The sequence below is a fragment of the Ruegeria sp. G10 genome, assembly GCF_056533645.1.
Genome location: NZ_JBQFOQ010000007.1, coordinates 130,760 through 154,160, shown reverse-complemented (window position 1 = coordinate 154,160; position 23,401 = coordinate 130,760). Strand labels below are relative to the sequence as shown.

The 23,401-nt window shown below is 59.2% G+C and carries 21 protein-coding genes; 12 read left to right on the top strand and 9 right to left on the bottom strand.

Annotated elements, in window-relative coordinates:
- Positions 1–16 precede the first annotated feature (16 nt).
- Positions 17–1,243, top strand: a complete 1,227-nt coding sequence (ilvA, locus tag ACR0KM_RS13515) for a threonine ammonia-lyase IlvA (RefSeq protein WP_480859044.1) — start codon at positions 17–19, stop codon at positions 1,241–1,243.
- On the opposite strand, the gene ACR0KM_RS13510 is transcribed toward ilvA, so the two are convergent.
- Positions 1,240–1,569, bottom strand: coding sequence for an Hpt domain-containing protein (locus ACR0KM_RS13510; protein WP_480859046.1), 330 nt, complete (start codon positions 1,567–1,569; stop codon positions 1,240–1,242). The two genes, ilvA and ACR0KM_RS13510, sit on opposite strands and share 4 nt — an antisense overlap.
- Before the next feature lie 143 nt (positions 1,570–1,712).
- On the opposite strand from ACR0KM_RS13510, the gene ACR0KM_RS13505 reads away from it, so the two are divergent.
- The gene (locus tag ACR0KM_RS13505) at positions 1,713–2,987 is read left to right on the top strand and encodes a PP2C family protein-serine/threonine phosphatase (RefSeq protein WP_480859048.1); all 1,275 of its coding nucleotides are present in this window, start codon (positions 1,713–1,715) and stop codon (positions 2,985–2,987) included.
- Here ACR0KM_RS13505 and ACR0KM_RS13500 read toward each other — a convergent pair.
- Positions 2,984–3,427 carry an NUDIX hydrolase gene (locus ACR0KM_RS13500; protein WP_480859049.1) on the bottom strand — a complete coding sequence of 148 codons (444 nt, stop codon included), beginning with the start codon at positions 3,425–3,427 and terminating at the stop codon, positions 2,984–2,986. The genes ACR0KM_RS13505 and ACR0KM_RS13500 overlap by 4 nt on opposite strands.
- Positions 3,428–3,504: 77 nt before the next feature.
- Here ACR0KM_RS13500 and hslO point away from each other — a divergent pair, with 77 nt between their 5' ends.
- The 8 genes from hslO to ACR0KM_RS13460 all read left to right on the top strand — a co-directional run bounded on the left by hslO (position 3,505) and on the right by ACR0KM_RS13460 (position 12,745).
- A complete protein-coding gene (gene hslO, locus ACR0KM_RS13495) occupies positions 3,505–4,491 on the top strand; it encodes an Hsp33 family molecular chaperone HslO (protein WP_480859051.1) in 987 nt (328 codons plus the stop codon).
- Positions 4,481–5,080: a CoA pyrophosphatase gene (locus tag ACR0KM_RS13490; protein ID WP_480859052.1), complete on the top strand. Its 600-nt coding sequence runs from the start codon at positions 4,481–4,483 to the stop codon at positions 5,078–5,080. The genes hslO and ACR0KM_RS13490 overlap by 11 nt, the downstream gene beginning before the upstream one ends.
- A complete protein-coding gene (locus ACR0KM_RS13485) occupies positions 5,077–6,231 on the top strand; it encodes a CCA tRNA nucleotidyltransferase (RefSeq protein ID WP_480859054.1) in 1,155 nt (384 codons plus the stop codon). The genes ACR0KM_RS13490 and ACR0KM_RS13485 overlap by 4 nt, the downstream gene beginning before the upstream one ends.
- Before the next feature lie 194 nt (positions 6,232–6,425).
- On the top strand, positions 6,426–8,264 hold the full coding sequence (locus ACR0KM_RS13480; protein ID WP_480859055.1) for an ABC transporter ATP-binding protein: 1,839 nt from the start codon (positions 6,426–6,428) through the stop codon (positions 8,262–8,264).
- Positions 8,261–10,093 carry an ABC transporter ATP-binding protein gene (locus tag ACR0KM_RS13475; RefSeq protein WP_480859057.1) on the top strand — a complete coding sequence of 611 codons (1,833 nt, stop codon included), beginning with the start codon at positions 8,261–8,263 and terminating at the stop codon, positions 10,091–10,093. The genes ACR0KM_RS13480 and ACR0KM_RS13475 overlap by 4 nt, the downstream gene beginning before the upstream one ends.
- A 39-nt stretch (positions 10,094–10,132) precedes the next feature.
- A complete protein-coding gene (locus ACR0KM_RS13470; RefSeq protein ID WP_480859058.1) occupies positions 10,133–11,356 on the top strand; it encodes a class I SAM-dependent RNA methyltransferase in 1,224 nt (407 codons plus the stop codon).
- Between the two features lie 22 nt (positions 11,357–11,378).
- Positions 11,379–12,164, top strand: a complete 786-nt coding sequence (locus ACR0KM_RS13465) for an ion transporter (RefSeq protein WP_480859060.1) — start codon at positions 11,379–11,381, stop codon at positions 12,162–12,164.
- A gap of 62 nt (positions 12,165–12,226) precedes the next feature.
- Positions 12,227–12,745, top strand: coding sequence for a L,D-transpeptidase family protein (locus ACR0KM_RS13460; protein WP_480823863.1), 519 nt, complete (start codon positions 12,227–12,229; stop codon positions 12,743–12,745).
- Here the strand turns inward: ACR0KM_RS13460 and ACR0KM_RS13455 are convergent, their stop codons facing one another.
- The 6 genes from ACR0KM_RS13455 to cysQ all read right to left on the bottom strand — a co-directional run bounded on the left by ACR0KM_RS13455 (position 12,746) and on the right by cysQ (position 19,685).
- Positions 12,746–14,179 carry a nodulation protein NodH gene (locus ACR0KM_RS13455; RefSeq protein WP_480859063.1) on the bottom strand — a complete coding sequence of 478 codons (1,434 nt, stop codon included), beginning with the start codon at positions 14,177–14,179 and terminating at the stop codon, positions 12,746–12,748. It lies immediately after the preceding gene.
- 6 nt (positions 14,180–14,185) lie between these two features.
- Positions 14,186–15,886 (bottom strand): DUF5927 domain-containing protein, encoded by a 1,701-nt coding sequence (locus tag ACR0KM_RS13450; protein ID WP_480859064.1) that lies wholly within the window; start codon positions 15,884–15,886, stop codon positions 14,186–14,188.
- The gene (locus ACR0KM_RS13445) at positions 15,883–16,869 is read right to left on the bottom strand and encodes a glycosyltransferase family 2 protein (RefSeq protein WP_480859271.1); all 987 of its coding nucleotides are present in this window, start codon (positions 16,867–16,869) and stop codon (positions 15,883–15,885) included. Before ACR0KM_RS13445 ends, ACR0KM_RS13450 begins: the two co-directional genes overlap by 4 nt.
- A 146-nt stretch (positions 16,870–17,015) precedes the next feature.
- Positions 17,016–18,062 (bottom strand): glycosyltransferase family 2 protein, encoded by a 1,047-nt coding sequence (locus ACR0KM_RS13440; protein WP_480859066.1) that lies wholly within the window; start codon positions 18,060–18,062, stop codon positions 17,016–17,018.
- 25 nt (positions 18,063–18,087) lie between these two features.
- Positions 18,088–18,888 (bottom strand): 3-deoxy-manno-octulosonate cytidylyltransferase family protein, encoded by an 801-nt coding sequence (locus ACR0KM_RS13435; RefSeq protein WP_480823872.1) that lies wholly within the window; start codon positions 18,886–18,888, stop codon positions 18,088–18,090.
- Positions 18,888–19,685: a 3'(2'),5'-bisphosphate nucleotidase CysQ gene (cysQ, locus tag ACR0KM_RS13430; RefSeq protein ID WP_480859069.1), complete on the bottom strand. Its 798-nt coding sequence runs from the start codon at positions 19,683–19,685 to the stop codon at positions 18,888–18,890. The genes ACR0KM_RS13435 and cysQ overlap by 1 nt, the downstream gene beginning before the upstream one ends.
- A 122-nt stretch (positions 19,686–19,807) precedes the next feature.
- Here cysQ and ACR0KM_RS13425 point away from each other — a divergent pair, with 122 nt between their 5' ends.
- Positions 19,808–20,629, top strand: coding sequence for an ABC transporter permease (locus ACR0KM_RS13425; RefSeq protein ID WP_480823876.1), 822 nt, complete (start codon positions 19,808–19,810; stop codon positions 20,627–20,629).
- Here ACR0KM_RS13425 and ACR0KM_RS13420 read toward each other — a convergent pair.
- The gene (locus tag ACR0KM_RS13420) at positions 20,626–21,228 is read right to left on the bottom strand and encodes an alpha-ketoglutarate-dependent dioxygenase AlkB family protein (RefSeq protein ID WP_480859070.1); all 603 of its coding nucleotides are present in this window, start codon (positions 21,226–21,228) and stop codon (positions 20,626–20,628) included. The genes ACR0KM_RS13425 and ACR0KM_RS13420 overlap by 4 nt on opposite strands.
- A 212-nt stretch (positions 21,229–21,440) precedes the next feature.
- On the opposite strand from ACR0KM_RS13420, the gene dnaK reads away from it, so the two are divergent.
- Complete coding sequence (dnaK, locus tag ACR0KM_RS13415) at positions 21,441–23,348, top strand: molecular chaperone DnaK (protein ID WP_480859072.1); 1,908 nt, start codon at positions 21,441–21,443, stop codon at positions 23,346–23,348.
- The last annotated feature ends 53 nt before the right edge of the window (positions 23,349–23,401 follow it).

The following is a 23,401-nucleotide window of genomic DNA, read 5'->3' as shown; positions in this document are numbered from 1 at the left end:
GGCCACTGACGCGTCCATGACCGATTTCATGACCCGCGCCCGCGCCGCCGAACAGGCGATGCGCTCTGTCTTCCCAGTGACGCCGTTGCAGCGCAATGCCCATTTGTCCGAGCGGTATGGGGCAGATATCTGGCTCAAGCGCGAAGACCTCAGCCCGGTGCGGTCGTATAAAATCCGTGGCGCGTTCAATGCGATGCGCAAGCAGCAAGGTCAGGATCTGTTTGTTTGCGCCAGCGCCGGCAACCACGCGCAAGGCGTGGCCTATATGTGCAAACACCTCAACGTGCGCGGCGTGATTTTTATGCCGGTGACGACGCCGCAGCAGAAAATCCAAAAAACCCGCATCTTTGGTGGCGACAATGTCGAAATCCACCTGACCGGTGACTACTTCGACGACACCTTGGCCGCCGCGCAAGCCTGGTGCGCACAGCAGGGCGGGCATTTCCTGTCACCCTTCGACGATGAGGACGTGATTGAAGGCCAGGCCTCGCTGGCGGTTGAAATTGAAGAGCAACTGGGCGGCCTTCCGGACCACGTTCTGCTGCCCGTCGGTGGCGGCGGCATGTCGGCAGGTGTAGCAAGCTGGTTCGGCGACCGCAGCCATTGCGTGTTTGTAGAACCGGCGGGCGGGGCGTGCCTGCGTGCTGCGCTGGCGGCGGGTCATCCGGTGGCGTTGGACCACGTGGATACTTTTGTTGACGGTGCAGCGGTAGGTCGGATCGGCGAGAAACCTTTTGCGCTGTTGAAGTCGCGCCACTTGTCTGATGTGCTCACGCTCTCCGAGGATCGTATTTGCACCACGATGATTGAGATGCTGAATGTCGAAGGCATCGTGCTGGAACCGGCTGGTGCTTTGGCAATCGAGGCGCTGGGCGATATCCAGAGTTTCATACGGGGTAAAACCGTGGTGTGCGTGACGTCCGGAGGGAACTTTGACTTTGAACGTTTGCCCGAGGTCAAAGAACGGGCACAGCGCTATTCTGGCGTGAAAAAGTACTTCATCCTGCGCCTGCCGCAACGCCCCGGAGCTTTGAAGGAGTTTCTGAACATCCTCGGCCCCGAGGACGATATCGCCCGGTTCGAATACATGAAGAAATCGGCGCGCAATTTCGGCTCGGTCCTGATTGGGATCGAAACGCGCCGACCTGAGAACTTCATGCGCCTGTTTGCCCATCTGGACGAGGCCGGGTTCACCTATACCGACATCACCGAAGACGAGACGCTGGCGCAGTTCGTGATCTAACGCAGATTTTGCGGTAACCCGTCCTGAAATGCGGTCTTCGATTCATCGTATGCGGCGAAAATTGCGGCCAAATCGACCCGGCTGCTGTCACCTGCAGCGGCCCGCCGCTCACCATCCTGACAGAGCTTGGAAAAGCTGTCGAAACCAAGACTGAGCGCGCTGCCTTTCAGGAAATGCAGGTTCTGCTCCATCTCGGCGCGTTTGGTGTCTGCACGTAGCTTTGTGATCACCTCCTGCACCTCTTCCAGAAAAATCTCGACCACCTCATCGAACTCATCTGCGCCAACCTCGTCGCGCAATTGCCGAACTCTGGACCACTGAATCATGCCACCCTCTTGCGGTTGGGTCTTGGATAACGCGTAAGCGGTAAAAAAGCGGTTAAGGCGCATTCCGTTGATCTTTCACGAGATGTTAAGTCCGACCCCTTAGCGTCACGCCAATTGGTATGTTGAACGAACGCAGGGACTCTATGGTGCCGGACGTCAGTCAGTCAGACAGCCGGGTCGAGCTGGACTTTGGCGCGATCCGAAAGGTTCTGGTGGTGGATGACAGCCGATTGCAGCGCCGGATTCTGGTCGCTTCGCTTAAGAAATGGGGATTTGAGGTGCTTGAGGCCGAAACAGGCGAGGCCGCGATAGGACTGTGCCGCGATGAACTTCCCGATCTGGTGCTCAGCGATTGGGTAATGCCAGGGATGAGCGGGCTGGATTTTTGCCGCGCGTTCCGCGGTCTGGCGACCGAGCAGTACAGCTATTTCATCCTTCTGACTTCAAAAAGCGAAAAGCAGGAGGTCGCCAAAGGGCTGGATGCAGGTGCAGATGATTTTCTGATAAAGCCGCTTGAGGCCGATGAGCTGCGCGCGCGTATTTCAGCGGGAGCACGTATTCTGGATATGCAGCGTGAGCTGTCCGAGAAGAACCGCCTGATTGAAAACGCGCTGAACGAACTCAAGCTGGCTCATGACGCTATCGACAAGGATCTGATTCAGGCGCGCAAGATACAGGAATCGCTGGTGCCCGAGCTGACCGGGCAGTTCGGAGCATCCCGCGTCAGTCTTTTGTTGAAACCTTGCGGCCATATCGGTGGTGATCTGGTTGGGATGTTCTCGCCGGGTGTGAACAGGCTGGGCTTTTACAGTATCGATGTCTCGGGCCATGGGATCACCTCGGCCATGATGACCGCTCGGCTGGGCGGGTATCTGTCTAGCAAACACTTCGATCAGAACGTCGCGATGGAGCGGCGGTTCAACAAGTTCTTTGCGCTCTTGCCGCCGGAAGAGGTCGCGGAGGTGTTGAATTCACGTTTGATTGCCGACGCCGGAGTCGAAGAGTACTTCACGATGGTCTACGCCATTGTTGACCTGCGCAACGGTCACGTGAAGATGGTGCAGGCCGGGCATCCACATCCTCTGCTGTTGCGCGCTGATGGCCAGGCAGAGTTTCTGGGCGACGGGGGTTTGCCTATTGGTTTGTTACCAGATGTCAGCTTTCAGCAGACCGAAACCTACATGCAACCCGGTGACAAGTTGCTGCTTTATTCAGACGGGTTCACTGAATGCAGACTCAGGGATGGAAGTTTTCTGGACGAGCATGGCTTGCAGAAAATGACCGCCGAATGCCTGACCGAGAATGTCGGCTCGGAATTTCTGGACGATATGTTCTGGCGGCTGACGCAGGTCATGTCCTCCGAATATGGGCTTGAGGATGACGTCTCGGCCGTGTTCTTCGAGTATAACGGGCCCTAAAGCCCCAGCAGGTGGCGCTGGGCGAAATGGGCGTCGCCTTCGTTGCCCAGCAAATGAACGGCGTCTGCTGTTTCCATCCACAAGGCCTCGTGAAACGGTTCGGTCGGGGGGCCGATGCGGCGCACGGGGCGGGCGCGGTAGATCAGGCAGATTTTCTCGGCCCACAGATCGTATTCGGGCATATAGGTGAACCGGCGGAACGCGCCGACGCGACGGGGATCGGCGATCAGCCAGCCGGTTTCCTCAAACACCTCGCGGTGTAGAGCGATGATCGGGGATTCGCCCGGATCGATGCCGCCGCCGGGCAGTTGCAGATCGGGGCCGGGTTCCAGCTGACAGGTCAGCAGCAGGCGGTTGCCCTGTGGCAGCAGGGAATAGACGCCCACGCGCCGCGTATATCTGCGCCCGGCTTCGGGGCTTTCACCGAACCGTCTGATCATGTATGGCCCCTTTCAACACAATTTGTTCGACCTATATGGTGGCGGTATGCCAACCTGTGGCGTGTAAGGAAACCCTCATGTCTCTTGGAACCAAAATCGCGTGGGACGATACCGTCCTGCCCTTTCAACTTGATGTACCCGACATGCGTGGCCGCGTGGCCCGGCTGGACGGTGTGTTGGGCGGCATCCTGAAACAGCACGACTATCCGCAAGTGGTCGAGGCGCTGGTGGCCGAGATGGCCTTGCTGACCGCATTGATCGGGCAGACGGTCTCGCTGCGCTGGAAACTGTCCCTGCAGGTGCAGTCCAAAGGTGCGGTGCGGATGATCGCAACCGATTACTACGCGCCGCAGGTCGAGGGTGAACCAGCGCAGATCCGCGCCTATGCCAGCTTTGACCGAGACCGGCTGACTGACGCCGCGCCGTTCGATCAGGTGGGCGAAGGCTATTTCGCCATCATGATTGATCAGGGCGAGGGCACACAGCCCTATCAGGGCATCACTCCGCTGGCCGGAGGTTCGCTGAGCGCCTGCGCCGAGGCTTACTTTGCGCAGTCCGAACAGCTGCCCACCCGGTTCTCGCTGAGCTTTGGCAAATCGACTGAACCGGGCGTTGGTGAGCATTGGCGCGCGGGCGGAATTATGTTGCAGCATATGCCCAAGGCCTCGCCCTTCGCCGCGTCCGGTGAAGGCAGCGGAGAGATTCTGACTGCCGCCGATCTGGTGGGCGGGGAAGAGGGTGAGAACTGGGGCCGTGTCAACATCCTGCTGGACACGGTGGACGATCTGGAACTGATCGGCCCGTCGATTGCGCCGACCGACCTGCTGGTGCGATTATTCCACGAGGAACAGCCCCGCGTCTATGACGCCCAGCAGGTGCAGTTCGGTTGTACCTGTTCCGAAGATCGCGTGCGTCAAAGCCTGTCGATCTATTCGGCGCAGGACATCGAGAAGATGACGACCGACGAAGGCACAGTCACCGCCGATTGCCAGTTTTGCGGCGCACATTACGTGCTGGACCCGACCACCGTCGGGTTCGAGGCCGAAGGTCCGGATGGCGCGTGATCTGATCAGTGATCTGGCGGCGGCGCTGGGCCGGGACGGCACGGGGTCCAGCGATTTTGACCTGAACCCCGACACAGTGTTACCTGCGGGGCGCAAACTGCGCCCTGCAGGTGTATTAGTGCCTGTTTCGTTGGCCTATAACGTGCCCCGATTGATCCTGACAAAGCGGTCATCGGCGCTGAAACATCATCCCGGTCAGATCGCTTTTCCCGGCGGCAAACAGGATGACGGCGACATGGATGTCACCGCCACCGCATTGCGCGAGGCGCAGGAAGAGATTGGTTTGCCGACCGACCTTCCGCGCATTCTGGGTCACCTGCCGACGCATGAAACGGTCACGTCGTTCTCGGTCACGCCCGTGGTCGCTGTGCTAGAAACCGGCTTTGACACCGTCCCTGAACCCGGCGAGGTGGACGAGGTTTTTTCGGTCCCGCTTGCGCATGTACTCAACCCCGAGAATTATGTCGTCGAGTCGCGCCGTTGGCGCGGCCAAAGACGGTATTACTATGCTGTGCCCTATGGTCCCTATTACATCTGGGGCGCGACGGCGCGGATGCTGCGCGGGTTGGCAGCACGGATGAGCGAATGATGCAGATCACCGAAGACTGGATTTCTGACCCCGCAACGCAGGCGGTGTGTGCCGCATTGACCAAAGGCGGCGCGCAGGCGTTGTTTGTGGGGGGCTGTGTGCGCAACGCGCTGTTGGATGCGCCGGTCTCGGATATCGACATTGCCACCGATGCGCGGCCCGAACGGGTGATGGAGTTGGCGCAGCAGGTCGGGTTGAAACCGATCCCCACGGGGATCGATCATGGCACGATCACGGTCGTCAGTGGTGGCATCCCGCACGAGGTCACCACTTTTCGCCGCGATGTCGAAACCGATGGTCGCCGCGCGGTCGTGGCCTTCTCGGATAGGGTGGGAGAAGACGCTGCGCGCCGCGACTTCACCATGAACGCGCTTTATGCCCGTCCCGATGGCACGATCCTCGACCCGCTGGACGGTTTGCCAGACCTGCAGGCGCGGCGGGTGCGGTTTATCGGCGACGCGCAGGATCGTATCCGCGAGGATTATCTGCGGTCGCTGCGCTATTTCCGGTTTCATGCGTGGTACGGCGATGCCGAGGCCGGGTTCGATCCTGATGCACTGGCCGCGATTGCGGCAAATCTTGACGGTTTAGAGACACTTTCCCGCGAACGCGTCGGGGCCGAGATGTTGAAATTGCTGGCCGCGCCCGACCCCGCACCCTCGGTTGCCGCCATGCGCAGCACCGGTGTGCTGGCGCGGCTGCTACCAGGTGCAGATGACCGGGCGCTGGCCGTTCTGATCCAGCTGGAACAGGATGCCCATGCCGCACCCGAGGCGATTCGTCGCCTGGCCGCGATCGCGCCGCCGGAGGCCGCGACAACCCTGCGCCTCAGCCGCGCACAACTGCAGCGTTTGACCCGAATGCGGGACGAGGCCATGGCAACCACCAGTGTCGCGGAACTCGGCTATCGCTATGGGTCCGAAGGCGGCTTGCACGAAACACTGCTGCGGTGTGCGTTTCTGGAACAGCCATGGTCAAACGACCTTGCCGCCGCTCTGGAACAAGGGGCTGCGGCCAGTTTTCCGATCAAGGCTGCTGATCTGATCCCCGCCTTCTCGGGTCCCGCGCTGGGCGCAAAACTGGCCGAGCTTGAGGCGCGCTGGATCGCTTCGGGCTTTACGCTCAATCGCGAAGACTTGCTGGCGGACTAAAGCGAAGTCTCAAAAGGGGATGACAAACCCGATTTGATTTGGCAGGGTGCGCAGGACTCATATGGAGGGAGGACTGCGAATGTATTACGGGATCTGGTTCGGCTAAAGCCCGGAACACTTAGACCCGTAGGGGTGGTGTTCTGGCGCCATCTTTCTTCGCATGACCTGCTATTTGCTCAATCGGAGCACTCTCCATGTTTCGCTATTTCGAAAACCTCATTGATCCTTTTGTTGCCTATGAACAGGTGGACAGACCGCCCACGCGGCTCTGGCCTTTTATGCTGGGCTATTCGCAACCTTTCAAACGTGTCTTTGTGCTGGCGGCATTGATGTCCGTGATCGTCGCGGCCGTCGAGGTCGGGCTGATCTTCTATATGGGCCGCGTTGTCGATCTGTTGGGCAGCTCACCGGCTGAGTTCTGGCAGACGCACGGGACCGAGTTGATTGTGGTTGCTGCGCTGATCCTGTTCATTCGTCCGATCCTGCAGCTGGTCGATGTCTTGCTGTTGAACAACACGATTCTGCCGAACTTTGGTACGCTGATCCGCTGGCGGGCCCATAAGCATGTCCTGCGTCAGTCGGTAGGCTGGTTCGAGAACGACTTTGCAGGGCGCATCGCCAACCGGGTCGTGCAAACGCCGCCCGCTGCAGGTGAAGTGGTGTTTCAGGTTTTTGACGCGATCTCGTTCTCGATCGCCTACATGATCGGTGCGGCCATATTGCTGATGGCGGCTGATCCGCGTCTGTTGCTGCCATTGCTGATCTGGCTGGTCTTTTACGGTGCGCTCGTGCGCTGGACCGTCAAACGGGTTGGTCCGGCGTCACAGGCTGCGTCGGATGCACGCTCGACCGTGACGGGGCGGGTGGTGGATAGCTATACCAACATCCACTCGATCAAGATGTTCGCCCATGACACGCAAGAACTGGACTATGCGCGTGAAGCGATTGCAGAGACCCGCCGCACGTTCCAGATCGAGATGCGGATTTTCACCATCATGGACGCAGCGCTTGTTGCATTGAACGGGGTCCTGATTGTGGGCGTCGTCGGTTGGGCCATCCTGCTGTGGGCGCAGGGCAGCGCCTCGGTTGGGGTGGTGGCTGCAGCCACCGCACTGACGCTGCGGCTGAATGCTATGACCGGTTGGATCATGTGGGCGCTGACCAGCTTTTTTCGGGAACTGGGCATCGTTGCCGAGGGTATGCAAACCATTGCGCAACCCATCGATCTTCTGGATGAACCCGATGCAAAAGCCTTGCAGCTGGGCAGCGGTCAAATCGAAATCCGCGACCTGTCGCACCACTATGGGCGCGAGACCGGCGGGCTGGATCATGTCAGTCTGACGATTCAGCCCGGCGAAAAGATCGGCCTGATCGGGCGGTCCGGTGCGGGAAAATCGACCCTGGTAAAGCTGCTTCTGCGGTTCTACGACGTCGAACAGGGCGCGATTCTGATCGATGGCCAGGACATCTCGAAGGTCACGCAGGACAGTCTGCGCAGCCATATCGGGATGGTGCAGCAGGATAGTGCGCTACTGCATCGATCGGTCCGTGCAAACATTCTGTACGGCCGCCCTGATGCGTCCGAGAACCAGATGATCGCCGCTGCCAAACAGGCCGAAGCGCATGAGTTCATACTTGATTTGCAAGACCCAGAGGGGCGCACTGGTTATGATGCTCATGTGGGCGAACGTGGTGTGAAGCTGTCCGGCGGTCAGCGTCAGCGTGTGACGCTAGCGCGTGTGATCCTGAAAGACGCGCCGATTTTGCTGTTGGACGAGGCGACATCCGCGCTAGATTCCGAGGTCGAAGCTTCGATACAGGAAACGCTCTACGGTATGATGCAGGGGAAAACCGTGATCGCCATTGCCCACCGGCTTAGCACCATCGCGCAGATGGACCGTATTCTGGTCATGGATGGCGGCCGCATCGTGGAAGAGGGCGCGCATGCCGACCTGTTGGCGCAGGGCGGGCTTTACGCCCAGTTCTGGGCGCGGCAATCTGGCGGCTTCCTGAACCCGGAGGCCGCTGAATGAGGATCGCGGATCTCATACAACCGTTCAACGCCACCCGGACGCCCCCGCCGCAAACGCTGGGGGCGTTTATCCGTTGGGCATTGTCTGGGGCGTGGCCGATGTTGTTTGTCGCCGCCCTGTTCTCGGCGACCGCAGGCGCGATGGAGGCTGGGACGGCGTGGATTCTGGGCCGCGTCATCGATGTAGCAACAACCGGCGGGCCAGACGCCTTCCTAACCGGTAGCAATCTGTGGATGATCTTGGGGGCAGTGGCGTTTTTCATGCTACTGCGCCCCGTCTTTTTTGGCCTGTCGGCATTTTCGAACAATTACGTTGTGATGCCCAATATACCGCCGCTGGTTCTGGCCAAACTGAACCATTGGACGCTGGGCCAGTCGGTCACTTATTTCGATGATGACTTTGCAGGCCGGATTGCGCAGAAGCAGGTCCAGACCGCAACGGCGCTGACCTCGGTCGTTTCGGAAACGATCAGTGCGATTGTATTTGCGTTGGCCTCACTAGTGGGTTCTTTGCTTTTGTTAGGGTCTATTCATCCGCTGGTGATGTTGCCTTTTGTGTTGTGGTTGATCGTCTACTTCCTGCTGGTGCGCTGGTATCTGCCGCGTATCCGCAAACGCTCGGGCGCGCGGGCGGGCGCGCGGGCGATGGTGTCCGGGCAGATTGTGGATACGATCACCAATATCAAGACGGTCAAGCTGTTTGCCCATGCCAGGCACGAGGATGAAGCGGCGCGCAACTCGATGATTGACCTGCGCGAGCGGTCGTTGGACTTTGGTCGGCTGTCTGCCAGCTTCCGGCTTATTCTGATGACCTTGGCGGGCGTGTTGCCGGTGATGCTGATCGGGGCCACGCTGTGGCTATGGCAGGCTGGCACTGCAACCACCGGGGACATCGTCGCGGCGGGTGCCGTTTCGGTTCGCATCTCGCAAATGACAGGCTGGGTCAGCTTCACGCTGATGGGGCTTTATGCCAATGTCGGCGAGATCGAGAATGGTATGCACACGCTGACCAAGCGTGACCGGGTCGAAGATGTGCCAAATGCGCCCGATCTGAATGTCACGGAAGGAGAGATTGCGTTTGATCATGTAAGTTTCGCCTATGGTCGCGATATCGGCGGGGTGTCCGATCTTCATTTCACCGCCGCGCGGGGCGAGAAGTTGGGCATTGTCGGTGCGTCCGGGGCCGGTAAATCCACCTTGGTTTCGCTTTTACTCAGGCTCTATGACGGGGAAAAAGGTGCCATTCGTATCGATGGTCAGGATGTGTCTGAAGTAACGCAAGACAGCCTGCGCCGTCAGATCGGGATGGTCACGCAGGAAACCGCGATGTTCAACCGTTCCGCGCGTGAGAACATTCTTTATGGCCGCCTGGGCGCCACTGAGGCCGAAATGATCGACGCCGCAACCAAGGCCGAAGCGCATGACTTCATCCTTGGCCTTGAAGACGCGCAGGGGCGCAAGGGATATGACGCACATCTGGGCGAACGCGGGGTTAAACTGAGTGGTGGGCAGCGGCAGAGGATCGCTCTGGCCCGCGCCATTCTGAAGGATGCGCCGATTCTGGTGTTGGATGAGGCCACATCGGCGCTGGATTCCGAGGTCGAGGCGTCGATTCAGGCCGCGTTGCATCGAGTGATGCAGGGCAAGACTGTTCTGGCCATTGCGCACCGTCTGTCGACGCTGAGCGAGATGGACCGGATCATTGTTCTGGATCACGGCCATATTGTCGAAAGCGGCACGCACGAGGCGTTGCTCGAGCGCGGCGGGCTTTACGCCCGGTTCTGGCACCGCCAATCGGGCGGGTTCATTCAGGCTGAGGCTGCAGAATAAGGGGTTTTGTCGCGCCCAAAGCCCGGTTATCACGCGCGCATGACACAGCAATACACCATAACCCGCCTTGGTCATCAGGGTGACGGGATAGCGGATGGGCCGATCTATGCCCCCAGAACCTTGCCGGGTGAAGTGGTCAGCGGCGCGTTACAAGGCCAGGTTCTAAGCGATATCCGGGTCGAGGCACCCTCGGACCAGCGGGTGAAGCCGCCCTGTCGCCACTACAAGTCCTGCGGCGGGTGTCAGTTGCAGCACGCGGCGGATGATTTTGTGGCAGGCTGGAAGATTGAGGTGGTGCGCAAAGCGCTGGCCGCGCAGGGGCTCGATGCCCCGATGCGGCCCATTCATACCTCACCCGAACGCACACGCCGCCGTGCCACCATCGCCGTGCGCCGCACTAAAAAGGGGACGTTGGCGGGTTTTCACGGTCGCGCCTCGGACACGATCACCGAGATTCCCGACTGTCACTTGCTGCACGCTGAGTTGATCGCGGCCATTCCGGTCGCCGAAGCGATGGCCGTTCTGGGTGGCAGCCGCAAAGCCGTGCTGGCCGTCACACTGACCCTGTCCGAGGGCGGTCTGGACGTGGCGGTGAAAGGCGGCAAGCCGTTGGATGGACCACTGGAGCTGGCGCTGGCGCAAGCGACCGAGCATCACGGCCTTGCGCGCCTCAGCTGGGAGGGCGAGGTCATTGCCATGCGCACCGCACCCACACAGCGCTTTGGCGCCGCTGATGTTGTCCCACCGCCGGGCGCTTTCTTGCAAGCCACCAAGGACGGAGAACAGGCTCTAACACAGGCGGTTTCCGAGGCTACACTGGGGGCCAAGCGGGTTGCAGATCTGTTTGCGGGCTGCGGCACCTTCTCTTTACCCCTTGCGCGCACCGCCGAGGTTCATGCCGTCGAAGGTGAGGCAGAGATGACGGGGGCGCTGGATCAGGGCTGGCGCAAGACCCAAGGCCTCAAACACGTCACGACTGAGACACGCGACCTGTTCCGCAGGCCCCTCATGCCAGACGAACTCAAGAAATTCGACGCCATTGTGCTTGATCCGCCGCGCGCGGGGGCCGAGGCGCAAGTGACCGAACTGGCACGGGCGCAGCGCCCGGTGATCGCCTACGTTTCGTGCAACCCGGTCACCTTTGCCCGCGACGCAAAGACGCTGGTTAACGCCGGATACACCCTTGAATGGGTACAGGTGGTTGACCAATTTCGATGGTCGTCACACACCGAACTTGCCGCCCGGTTCACTCTGAACCCATAAATCTGAGACAAGGACCACTCGCATGGGGATTGCCCAACGCCTGCTGCCTATCATCGAAGCCCCGGCTTTCGGGAAATTCATCACCGGTGTGATCCTTTTCAATGCGGTGCTGCTGGGGATGGAGACGTCGCCCACGCTGATGGAGATTGCAGGGCCTCTGATCGTCACGCTCGACAAGCTGTGTCTTGCCATTTTCGTGGCCGAGATCGCCATGAAGCTGATCGCGACGGGGCGCAGGTTCTTTACCAGCGGCTGGAACATCTTTGATTTCATCATCGTGGGCATCGCGCTTGTGCCCAGTGCCGGGGCGCTTTCGGTACTGCGCGCGCTGCGAATCCTGCGGGTTCTGCGTGTCATCTCGGTCGCGCCCCGCCTGCGGCGCGTGGTTGAGGGGTTCATTTCAGCCCTGCCCGGCATGGCCAGCGTGTTCCTTTTGATGGCGATCTTGTTCTATATCGGGGCGGTGATCTCGACCAAGCTGTTCTCGAGCAGTTTTCCCGACTGGTTCGGTGATCTGGGCCTGTCGGCCTATACGCTGTTTCAGATCATGACGCTGGAAAGCTGGTCCATGGGCATCGTCCGTCCCGTGATGGAGGTTTATCCCTATGCGTGGCTGTTCTTTGTCCCGTTCATCATGGTGACCACCTTCGCGGTCGTGAACCTTCTGGTCGGTCTTATCGTGAACTCGATGCAGGATGCGCATCACGCCGAGGATGAGGTTAAGACCGACGCCTATCGCGACGAGGTGCTTGAGCGGCTGGAATCCATCGAACGCCGCCTGAGCGACCAGGCGCAAAGCAAAAAGTGATTTCTGTTACCCGCAGTTTTGACGTAATAATTGCAAAAAAAGAGCAGTAGGCAGTGAAACTCATGGATCGTCGAGTATTTGGACTGGGGGCGATGGCAACGCTGAGCCTTTCGGCATGCGCCTCAGCCAGCCCAAGATTTCTGGCATATGACGGGCCCGAGGTGACTTCGTTGGTCATCAATAAGGGTGCGCGCAAGCTTTATCTTCTGCACAACGAGCAGATTCTGAAAGAATATGAAGTCGATCTGGGGTTTGCGCCAACCGGCACCAAGACCAAGAAGGGCGATGGGCGCACGCCAGAGGGCACTTATCTCATCGACCGCCGCAATCCCCGCAGCCGGTATCACCTGTCGTTGGGAATCTCGTATCCGAATTCAGCCGATCGGGCGCAGGCCGAGGCTGCAGGGGTGGATCCGGGCGGCGATATCTTCATCCACGGCCAGCCAAATCTGCGGTCGGAATTGCGACGCGCCAGAAAAACGCCGGATTGGACGGCAGGCTGCATCGCGGTCTCTAACGAAGAGATCGAAGAGATTTATGCGATGGTGAATGAAGGTACGGTTATCACCTTGCGCCCCTGATCACAGCGGCGCCCAGTTTTTGAAACCGAACATCACATAGTCACGCTGGTAGGCCTCGGACGCCAGCGTTTCCAGTTCTGCGTCGTAGATCTGTTCCAGTGAAAAAGGCGTTTCAGCCTGCGCGTGTTTTGGCGCGGGCGGGTTCGGATGGCCCAGTTTGGCCGCGATCACTGGCAGCGCCTCTGACATCTCGTCTTCGCGCAAGATCAGATCTGGCATGGCAAAGCTGGCCATGCCCTCAAGCGTTTGTGCCTGACCGCACCATTCGCCATCGACACGCACGACGGTTTGACCGGCCAGTATTCGTTGCAGCAGTACCAGAAAGGCGGCGAACGCTGTGCGATGCTGGTCCAGGGTGTAGGTGTCGGGATCAAGTGTTTCAGGGATCGGCAGTTCATACCTTCGGCGCATCATGTTGCGGATTTTCCGATAGGTTCCGGGCCGGGTGCCCAGGATGCGGGCACAGAAAACCTCGTGCGCGCGTGACAGCGGGTGTCGCAGAATGGTGAATTTACGATGACCGGGGTGGTTCTGCATCCAGGCGCGGATTTGCTTTTGGTTGCGTCCGGTCAGCAGATCCTCGACCGCTACACCATCCAGGTCTGCCATCCACTGTATCGTCTCAGCCTCGGGCCCGCCACGCACCGGCAGATACAGCAAAGGCGTTTGCGCCGCCGCCACATACCGCGAGACGGCAGGCCCACGGCGCGGCTCAAAATTTGGGATGTGGTGCAGGTTAAAGCGATCCTGATGCGCCAGCGCCTGTGTCATTTCCTCTGGGTTGGTCACCTTGGACAGGGCAGGTGCAGGGTTTTGACGTCTCAGATGTTCGTCAAGCGTGTCGCGCCGGGTGTCGACCCCCAGCCAGGCGACGAGGCCGTTGAGAACCTCAAGATCATTGAGGTCCTCGTAATCGATATAAAAGGGCGTCTGACCGGTTTTCTGAAGATGATTCAAAACGGTTTGCTGGAAGGCCTGCCTTTGTTCCAGCTGTTGGGCGAATTCATCGGCTTCGAAGGTCACCTGAGCATCGCGCCTTTGCTTGATATTCACCAGCTTCCACTGTTTTGTCGCGCGGGCGATTTTCCATGACAGGTAGCTGTCCAGCGCATTGCGCGTCAGGATGATCTTGGCACAGCGCGGGTCATCCAGCGTCGTCTCAAGCCCGCGCGGGTCATGGTCGCTGAAAAAGCGAAACCCGTTGATTGATCCCGGCGCATTGCGGATTGCGTCGATCAGGCCGTTCGGATTCGCGTCGCGATCTTCCAGAGTAAAGCCCAGCAAATGATCCAGCTTCGGCAGGCCGACAAAGTACGGATTGAAAGCCTCACCGTGACAGGTGATCCCGTCGAATGCGTTCAAATGCTGTTCCAGAAGGTTCGAGCCGGTGCGCATATCGGCCAGCACGATGAAAGTGTCGAAGGCGCGAGTCATTCCGGGTTACTGCACCAGATAAGGTTTCTTGAAGGCTTTGGGCTGGTTTCCAAATACATCATCGACCGGGAAATCCCCCATCAGATAAGGGTGCATTCCCTGATTCTTAAGGTTTTGCAAGAATTTGCCGAACCCGGTCAGATCAACCATCGTCGGGGCCTCGGTCAGGTGATTGGGTTGCGGTGCGCCCATGGTTTCCAGAATGGTTTGCAGCGGATCCATCGGCGATTCAACAAACTCTGCCATGGTCCAGATTCGAATACGCGCTTTGGCGCGGGCCGTATCCAGCAGTTTAAGTTGTTTGGTTTCCACCTGTTGCAAGCGCGCGGCCTCGGACCTGATATCGGCGAAGTTCATGTTGGAGCGAAACAGCGGCAATGCCCATGCACCGGTGACAATCGAAATCTGGGCGTTCTTATCGCGCACAAGGAAATCGTTGATCTTTTGCGTGTCAGAGGGGCAGAGCTGGAAGCACTGCCGTTCGCCCCGCGTGTTCCAGATCAGGTTCGACAAAAACGCCTGCGGATTATAATCGCGCAGGTTTGCGCAATCGCTGAGGCTGCCGTTGATCATGGCCTCTTGGTTTGCGAACTGCGCATGACCGGGGTGGAACAGGCGGCCATGTACCCGCGCGCCTGTGGTCTCGGCCAGCCATGACTCGAAATCTTCGAATACCTCGGTGAAGCCCTGAAACACCGAGTAAGGGAACGCGGTCAGGTTCAGCCCTGTGCTGTTACGGGGGAACCTGCTTTGCATATAAAGCCCGTCACGGCCGCGCACCCGACGCTCGACTGCCTTCGAGAACAGCCGATCGATCTTGCCCGGATTGGGTTCGGCCGGGGCGATGGCGCTGCTCTGGTCGGTCAGAAAGGTCTGATACAATCGGTCTGCCTTGGGCCAGACCTTGCGGGCCACAAAGCAGTCGGACCGGCGCAGCAACTGCAGATGATCGTCATAGAACATATGCGGCCGACCCTGATAGTCGAACTTGGACAAGGTCAGTGACCGGCTTTCGATATGCGTAGAATAAAGCCGTGCCAGGGTCTGAAAATAGCTTTCGTCAGGTATCCAGACGCGCCGGAAATAGCGGTCGTACTCATTGCGTTTCGGATCCTGCAGGATCGCCGAAAGGGTCTGGCGGGTCAGGCACCACCATTGGCTGCCCATATGCGGTACCAGCCCGTCGGGTATGGTCCGGCGCAGGCCCAGCGAACGCTGCAGGCGCACATATGCATCAAACAATCTGCGCTGTGTGCGCCACGAAAAGGGAAAGCGCAGTGTAAATCTCTCAAGATCCAGACCACCCATCGTCCAGTTCACATCGCGTGTCGTGGCGCTTTCGATGAAATCCACACGCGGTCGGTCGGCCAGATAGTCGATCAGCTCTGCCACCGGGCGCAACGGCAAACAGGCGCCTGACGACAGATAGACATGACGTACATCCGGGAACCGCTCAAGCATGAGTGCAGCGGCAGATTGCGAGGCCGCAACGATCCCCCAACTGCCCCACTCACAGATGTGACGATCCGAGAACAGGATCAAGGGGTTTCCTGCGCAGGCCGCAACAAGATCTGAATAGGCTTCTGCGCCGACTTTGCGATCCACGTGGATGACGATAGGGCAACCAGAGGCCGTCCAGTGCCGGGCAACCTGTTCAACCCGATCCAGCGCCGTGTGGACCAGCATAACGATGCCCAGGCTGCTCATGCCCAGTTTCCCTTTGACATCAGGCCCAAAATCTCAAGCTGTCGCCAGTTGATGTATTTTTCCGACCACGTGTTCCAGAATACCGGCTGGTCCTCCAGTTGCGCGGCATAGGCCTTGTATTCGCCAGAGCCGCGATAGTGTTGGCCGCGCCGCACCTCTTCGCGCGCCTTGTCGCCGAGCGTGTTGATCAGCTTCGCATGCAGCAGCGCGCCACTGGTTTTCTCTCCGCCTTTCTCCTCATAGACTTGGTTCAGCCCGCGCGGCAGCAGCGCGTGGGTCGAACTGACATAGGCATAGCGGCGGTGCCATTTCACCAGCGGGATCTTGTTTAACGCCGGTGCTTTTTTGGGGGCATCCTGAAAAAACACCCGCGCCCGCGCTCCGCCTTGTATCCAGAGGTTCCCATAGGTCGGGTTGCGGGTGATCATGTAGTTCCCGGAGTCAAACCAGGGCGCCAGCTCGAACGGGTTTTGCCCTTCTTGATAGGGCGCATCTTCGATCACGCCTTCGGGATACATGTCGATCAGCATGGTCCCGAAACTGCGCACGCCGGTATCGTCCAGCCAGTCAGTCAATGCGCCGATCGGGCGCGTGTCGCAGAATGGATAGATCAGGAATTCATCCGGATCGACCGTCAGGACCCAATGACCATGCCCGTAGGTGCGCATCAGGTAGTTCGACCAATCGACGCCATAGGTTGACCCTTTGTAACTGGCGTCTGTCCACCAGAGCGACACATCCGGTTGGTCTTGCAGAAACTCTGACGTGCCATCATCGCTGTTGTTGTCAACGAACAGGAAATGACTCACGCCAAGCTTACGGTAGTAGTCCAGAAAATAGGGAAGGCGAATTTTCTCGTTCCGCACGACGCTCATCAACAGAACGTCATCAGGGCGGATTTGCGCGGTTTGGTTGTGAACAGCCCGGAGCTCGCGCCGTTTGCGCAGGCATCGCAAAAGGCGGCGCTTGCGCCGTAGTCTCATGCGATAGGAATCCAAAAGGCTCACGCGGCTGCCCAACCTTTTTGATATGCGCGTCTGCCCGGGGCCGCCTGTGGCCTGAGTGGTGCCGGACTATTACCGTTTTATGACATTTTCGCACCTTGTCAGGCAACGGGTTTAAATCCGGTTTACCTCCCCTCTGTGGCTGGGAAACCGCCCGCGTTCATCAAGCCCAGGTCCTGTAGCTGCCGCCATCCCTGCAGTTGTGCCGATTGCGCGATCCACAGATCAGGGCCGTTGATAATGCCGTCATAGTAAAGGCCGAACTGATCGGGGTCGTGGAAATGCTGCCGCCGCAGTTTCTCGGATCGGGATTTTTGGATGATCTCGGGCAGGAACTTGGTGTGTAGCAGAACGCCCGAGGGGGCCTGACCCTGTGGCCCGTCGTAGCCGTAGTTCAGCCTTGGCGGCAGGGCGGAATGGCACGAATTGACGTACGCATAACGTCGCGACCAACGCACCAGCGGGATTTTGTTCAGCGTTGGGGATTTTTGTGGCTGATCGGCAAAGAACGCCCGTTCGCGCACCCCGCCCTGCACCCAAAGATTGCCCATCGGGCTTTGGCGCTGGGCGCGATACGGGGCGGGGTCGAAGCCGGTCAGGGTTTCGGTCGGATCGGTTTGGGGGTCGTAGTGTTGCGCGCCCAAAGGGCCCTTGGGGTAGAGGTCCAGCATCAATGCGCCAAACACCTCTTGTCCTCGTGCGTCCAGCCATTTGGTCAGATCGCGCAGGGTATGCGTGTCGTGATGGGCGTAGATCAGCAGTTCATCGGCGTCCACCATCAACGTCCAATGCCCGTGGCCATATCGCATCTGCAGCCATGTGAGCCAGTCCAGCCCGAACCGCGCTGCGCGATAGCTGGCATCGGTCTGCCACAGGGACACGTCCGACTGGTCCAGCAGATACGGCACGGACCCGTCGTCGCTGCCATTGTCCACCATCAGAAAGTGATCGACGCCCAGCGCGCGGTAATGGCGGAAGAACCACGGCAGCCGGTTGATTTCATTGCGCAGGGTGGTGAAGGCCAGAATGTCGCCCGGCCTGATCCGCGGGGTGCGATCCGACAGCGCGGTCAGTTGATGTCGGCTGCGAAAAGACCGCCACAGCAGACGCCGACGCTTGAGGCGCAGCCTGTAGCGTTGCAACCAACCGAGGCTCAGAGCCTGCGCACTCACGCCCGCCGCTTACCCGTGTGGCCGCTCATTCCAGCCCCATCGCGGCCATCATCTCTTCGATCTTGGCGACGTCCTGCGGGTTGTTCAGCTCCCAGAACTGGCGCCCTTTGGCTTCGACCTCGACGCACAGAACCTTGCGGCCGTTTTCCATGAACCGCAGCTGTTCCAAGCCTTCCAGCGTCTCCAGCGGTCCGCCGTCCCAGCCGGGATAGGCCGCCAGCGCATCGGGGCGATAGGCATAGACGCCGACATGGTGGAACACCGGGGTCGGGTCGGTGCTGGCATAGGTCTCGGCAGTGTACGGGATCACCTCTTTTGAGAAGTAGAGCGCGCTGTGATCGTTCCCGAACACCGCAGTTGTGCCACCGACGCGCCCATGTTTGCGGTCGTTCAGCAATCCGTTCAGCGCATCGCCATCGCAGCGCAGGACCGGCGTAGCCACGCCAGCGTCGGGCGCGGCACGCAAACCGTTGATCAGGTCTTCGACGAACCAATGCGGCGTCAGCGGCGCATCGCCCTGCAGGTTGACCACGATGTCATATTCACTGCCCAACGCCGCATGCGCCTCGGCGCAGCGTTCGGTGCCGTTGCGGCAGGTGTCCGAGGTCATCACCACCTCGGCCCCGAACCCTTCCGAGACCTCACGAATGCGATCATCATCGGTGGCTACAACCACCCGGTCCACGCCCGAGACGGAAATTGCCGCGCGCCAGGATCGTTCGATCAGCGTCATGCTGGTGCCATTGGCACCGGTCAGCGGCACCAGAGGTTTGCCCGGATACCGGGTCGAGGCATAACGGGCGGGGATGGCGATCAGAACAGACATCAGGCTTCCTTCAGGTCGACGCCCGGAGCATAGGCGATGAAAAACGGATTGGCATAGCCGTCTTTGCCGTAGGTCAGCGGCGTATGGTCGTCAAAACGCACCACTTTGCCGCCTGCACCGGCCAATACGGCGTGGCCGGCGGCGGTATCCCACTCCATCGTGCGGCCCACACGGGGGTAAAGGTCGGCCTCACCGGTCGCCACCAGACAGAACTTCAGAGACGACCCGGCGCTTTTGCTGTCGCGCACCTGATACTTGTTGATGTAATCCTCGGTCGCCTGATCGCGGTGCGATTTCGAGGCGACGATCATCAACGCCGAGTTGTCAGGGTTAGAGACTGAAATTGGCGTGACCGCACCCGGCTGATCCTTGTCCAGCGCGCCGGTTTCCTCGACCGTCTGCCCGTCTGCCTGAGTGTAGAACATGCGGCCACGCGCAGGTGCGTACACAACACCGCGCGTCGGTACGCCGTTCTCGACCAACGCTATGTTCACCGTGAAATCACCGCGCCGGTTGATGAATTCCTTGGTGCCGTCCAGAGGATCGACGATCAGAAACGTATCGCCTTTTTCCGTATGCGAGGCCGCCTGTTCCTCGGTCACCAGCAGGATATCGGGGAAGGCGTCGCGCAGCCCGGCTGAGATCAGAGCGTCTGCTGCCTCATCCGCCTCGGTCACGGGGCTGGAATCAGATTTGACTTTGACGTCGAAATCATCCGCCGCATAGATCTGCATGATCTTGTCCCCGGCCTGCAGGGCCAGCCGCCGGATGACGGGAATAAGGGCGTCGTAGGTCACAAGAAAGCTCCGTTCGCGTGTTTATTGATCCGAATTGCTGCCGGACTTATGATGCGGCGGATACGGAACAGCAAGAATTTCGTGCCACAGTCGCAGGTAAGGCAGCAGAAAAGAGCGATCGAGTGTTCAAGTACCAACGAAATCAGTCCTTGCTGGGCGGGGCCTTTACCTCGGCCGAGCTGATTTTTCATGCGGTGGTGCGCAACATCCGTAACCAGCATTCCAATGCGGTTCTCGCGATTGTCGTCAACATTTTGCAAGTCGTTGTGGTCGTAACCGCGTTTTACTTCATTCTCTCCTTCATGGGCGCGCGGGTCGCCAAGATCCGTGGAGAGTTCATTTTATACCTGCTTTCAGGCGTGTTCCTATTCATAACGCATATCAAATCCGTCGGGTCCATTTTTGGTGTCGGAGACGGCAATAACCCGATGACCCTGCATTCGCCGATGACCATGATGGTGATGCTGGCGGCGGCGGCTTTCGGGACATTCTACACGCAGCTGGTATCCATTTTGGTGATCCTGTTTGTTTACAGCGTCACCGTTTCTCCGCTTGAGATTCAAGAGCCCGGCGGGGCTTTTGCGATGCTGGTTTTGGCATGGTTTACGGGATGCGCGGTGGGGTTGGTTTTTCTGTCCCTCAAGCCTTGGTTTCCAAGGACGACCGGCATTCTCAGCACAATCTATCGGCGCATGAACATGGTGTTTTCAGGAAAGATGTTCGTTGCGAACGCGCTGGGTGGCTTTATGTTGACCATGTTCGCGTGGAACCCGCTATTTCACATCATTGACCAGTGTCGGGGCTTTGTGTTCCGCAACTATTTCCCTCGCAACACCAACTGGGAATATGCGCTTTGGGTCGGCATTGTTCTGACCATGATCGGCTTGCTGGCTGAGTTCTACACGCGCAAACAGGTCTCAAAAAGCTGGGATGCGCGTCGCTAGGTGGCGACCCGCAGCGTCAGATTGATCCGCCCGCCCTTGGGCAGCAGTCGTGACGAGCCGAACCGGATGCGATCCACCCCGTGATAGGTCAGGCGTGCGGGGCCGCCCATGATCACCACATCGCCAGAACTCAGCCAGACCGACTCGGTCTTGCCGCCGCGGGTGGTGTTGCCGATGCGGAACAGCGCGTCATCACCCAACGAGATCGACAGGACCGGCCACGAGAAATCAGCCTCGTCCTTATCCTGATGCAGGCCCATTTTCGTGCCTTCGCCGTAATAGTTGATCAGGCAGCAATCGGGCTGACGATCCGCGCCCGTCAGCTCTTGCCAGATCGTAAGTATCTCATCGGGGATTGCGGGCCATGTCATGCCTTTTGGATGGGTGTCCTGATACCGATACCCGGCGCGATCCGTGACCCAGCCCAACGCCCCGGCCGAGGTCATGCGAACCGACATTTCCTTACCTGACGGCGTGATGGGCCGATAAAGCGGTGCGGCTTTCAGAATCGGCCGCAGCAGATCAACCAAGCCCGCCTGAGCCGCCGCATCCAAATAGCCCTTGCGGATGTCAAATCCCCGCAAAACCAGTCGCGCCATTCAAGAATCCCCAAACCTTGCCAAAACCTTGCCAAAAAAGGCCACAGAATCCCGAAAACCTGCGTTTCTGAACGCTTGCAGGCCCCAGATTGCGCCCTTATATACGCCTCGACGCGCGATGGTGTAGTGCTGTCGCGCACCTAAATCGGGGGCAGGATGCCGCAACGGGTCCGACCCTCGGGACATCGCCTTAAGTTGAAAGGGATTAAACTATGGGAAAAGTAATCGGGATTGACCTCGGGACCACAAACTCGTGTGTGGCCATCATGGACGGCTCGCAGCCGAAGGTCATCGAAAACGCCGAAGGGGCGCGGACCACGCCCTCGATCGTTGCCTTCACCGAAGATGAGCGACTGGTCGGTCAACCTGCAAAACGCCAGGCGGTCACCAACCCCGACAACACGATCTTTGGCGTCAAGCGCCTGATCGGCCGTCGTGTGGATGATGCAGAAGTCGAAAAAGACAAGAAAATGGTGCCGTACGCCATCGTCGATGGCGGCAATGGCGACGCGTGGGTGGAAGCCCGCGGTGAAAAGTACTCCCCAAGCCAGATCTCGGCCTTCACTCTGGGCAAGATGAAGGAAACCGCAGAAAGCTATCTGGGTGAGGAAGTCACGCAGGCGGTTATCACCGTTCCGGCATATTTCAACGACGCTCAGCGTCAGGCCACCAAAGACGCCGGTAAAATCGCCGGTCTGGAAGTGCTGCGGATCATCAACGAACCGACAGCGGCGGCTCTGGCCTATGGTCTGGACAAGGAAGAAACCCAAACCATCGCGGTTTATGACCTTGGTGGCGGTACCTTCGACGTGACCATTCTGGAAATCGACGACGGGTTGTTCGAGGTCAAATCGACCAATGGTGACACCTTCCTGGGTGGTGAAGACTTTGACATGCGCATCGTCAACTACCTGGCGGATGAGTTCAAAAAGGAACACGGTGTCGATCTGTCTGCTGACAAGATGGCCCTGCAGCGTCTGAAAGAAGCTGCAGAGAAAGCCAAGATCGAACTCAGCTCGACCTCGCAGACCGAAATCAACCAGCCGTTCATCTCGATGGGGTCGAACGGTCAGCCGCTGCACATGGTCATGAAACTGACCCGTGCCAAGCTGGAATCGCTGGTTGGCGACCTGATCAAGAAGTCGATGAAGCCCTGTCAGGCGGCTTTGAAAGACGCCGGTCTGTCGGCTGGCGACGTGGATGAGGTTGTTCTGGTCGGTGGTATGACCCGGATGCCGAAAGTGATCGAAGAGGTCACCAAGTTCTTCGGTAAAGAGCCGCACAAGGGTGTGAACCCGGACGAAGTCGTTGCCATGGGCGCCGCCATTCAGGCTGGTGTTCTGCAGGGCGACGTTAAGGATGTGGTTCTGCTGGACGTGACCCCGCTGTCGCTGGGCATCGAGACGCTGGGTGGCGTGTTCACCCGTCTGATCGACCGCAACACCACGATCCCGACCAAGAAGTCTCAGGTCTTCTCGACCGCCGAGGACAACCAGAACGCCGTGACCATCCGCTGTTTCCAGGGTGAACGCGAAATGGCTGCGGACAACAAGATCCTGGGTCAGTTCAATCTGGAAGAGATCCCGCCCGCACCGCGCGGCATGCCTCAGATCGAGGTGACCTTCGACATCGACGCCAACGGCATTGTCTCGGTTTCGGCCAAGGACAAAGGCACCGGCAAAGAGCAGAAGATCACCATTCAGGCCTCGGGCGGTCTGTCGGACGAAGATATCGACAAGATGGTCAAGGATGCCGAGGAAAACGCCGAGGCAGACAAGGCCCGCAAAGAGCTGGTCGAAGCCAAAAACCAGGCCGAAAGCCTTGTTCACGCGACCGAGAAATCGATCGAGGAACATGGCGACAAGGTCGACCCATCGACCGTCGAAGCGATCGAACTGGCCGTTGCCGCGCTCAAGGATGAGCTGGAAACGGACAATGCCGACAAGATCAAGGCAGGCATTCAGAACGTGACCGAAGCGGCGATGAAGCTGGGCGAAGCCATCTACAAAGCGCAAGCGGAAGAGGCCGAGGATGAGCCTGCCGCTGCCGATTCTGCGCCGGGTGAGGATGACATCGTCGACGCCGAGTTCGAAGATCTGGACGGCGACAAACGTAACTAACGGGTAACCGGGCCAATATGGGCCGGTCCGGTTGCCGGGCCGGCCCAATTACG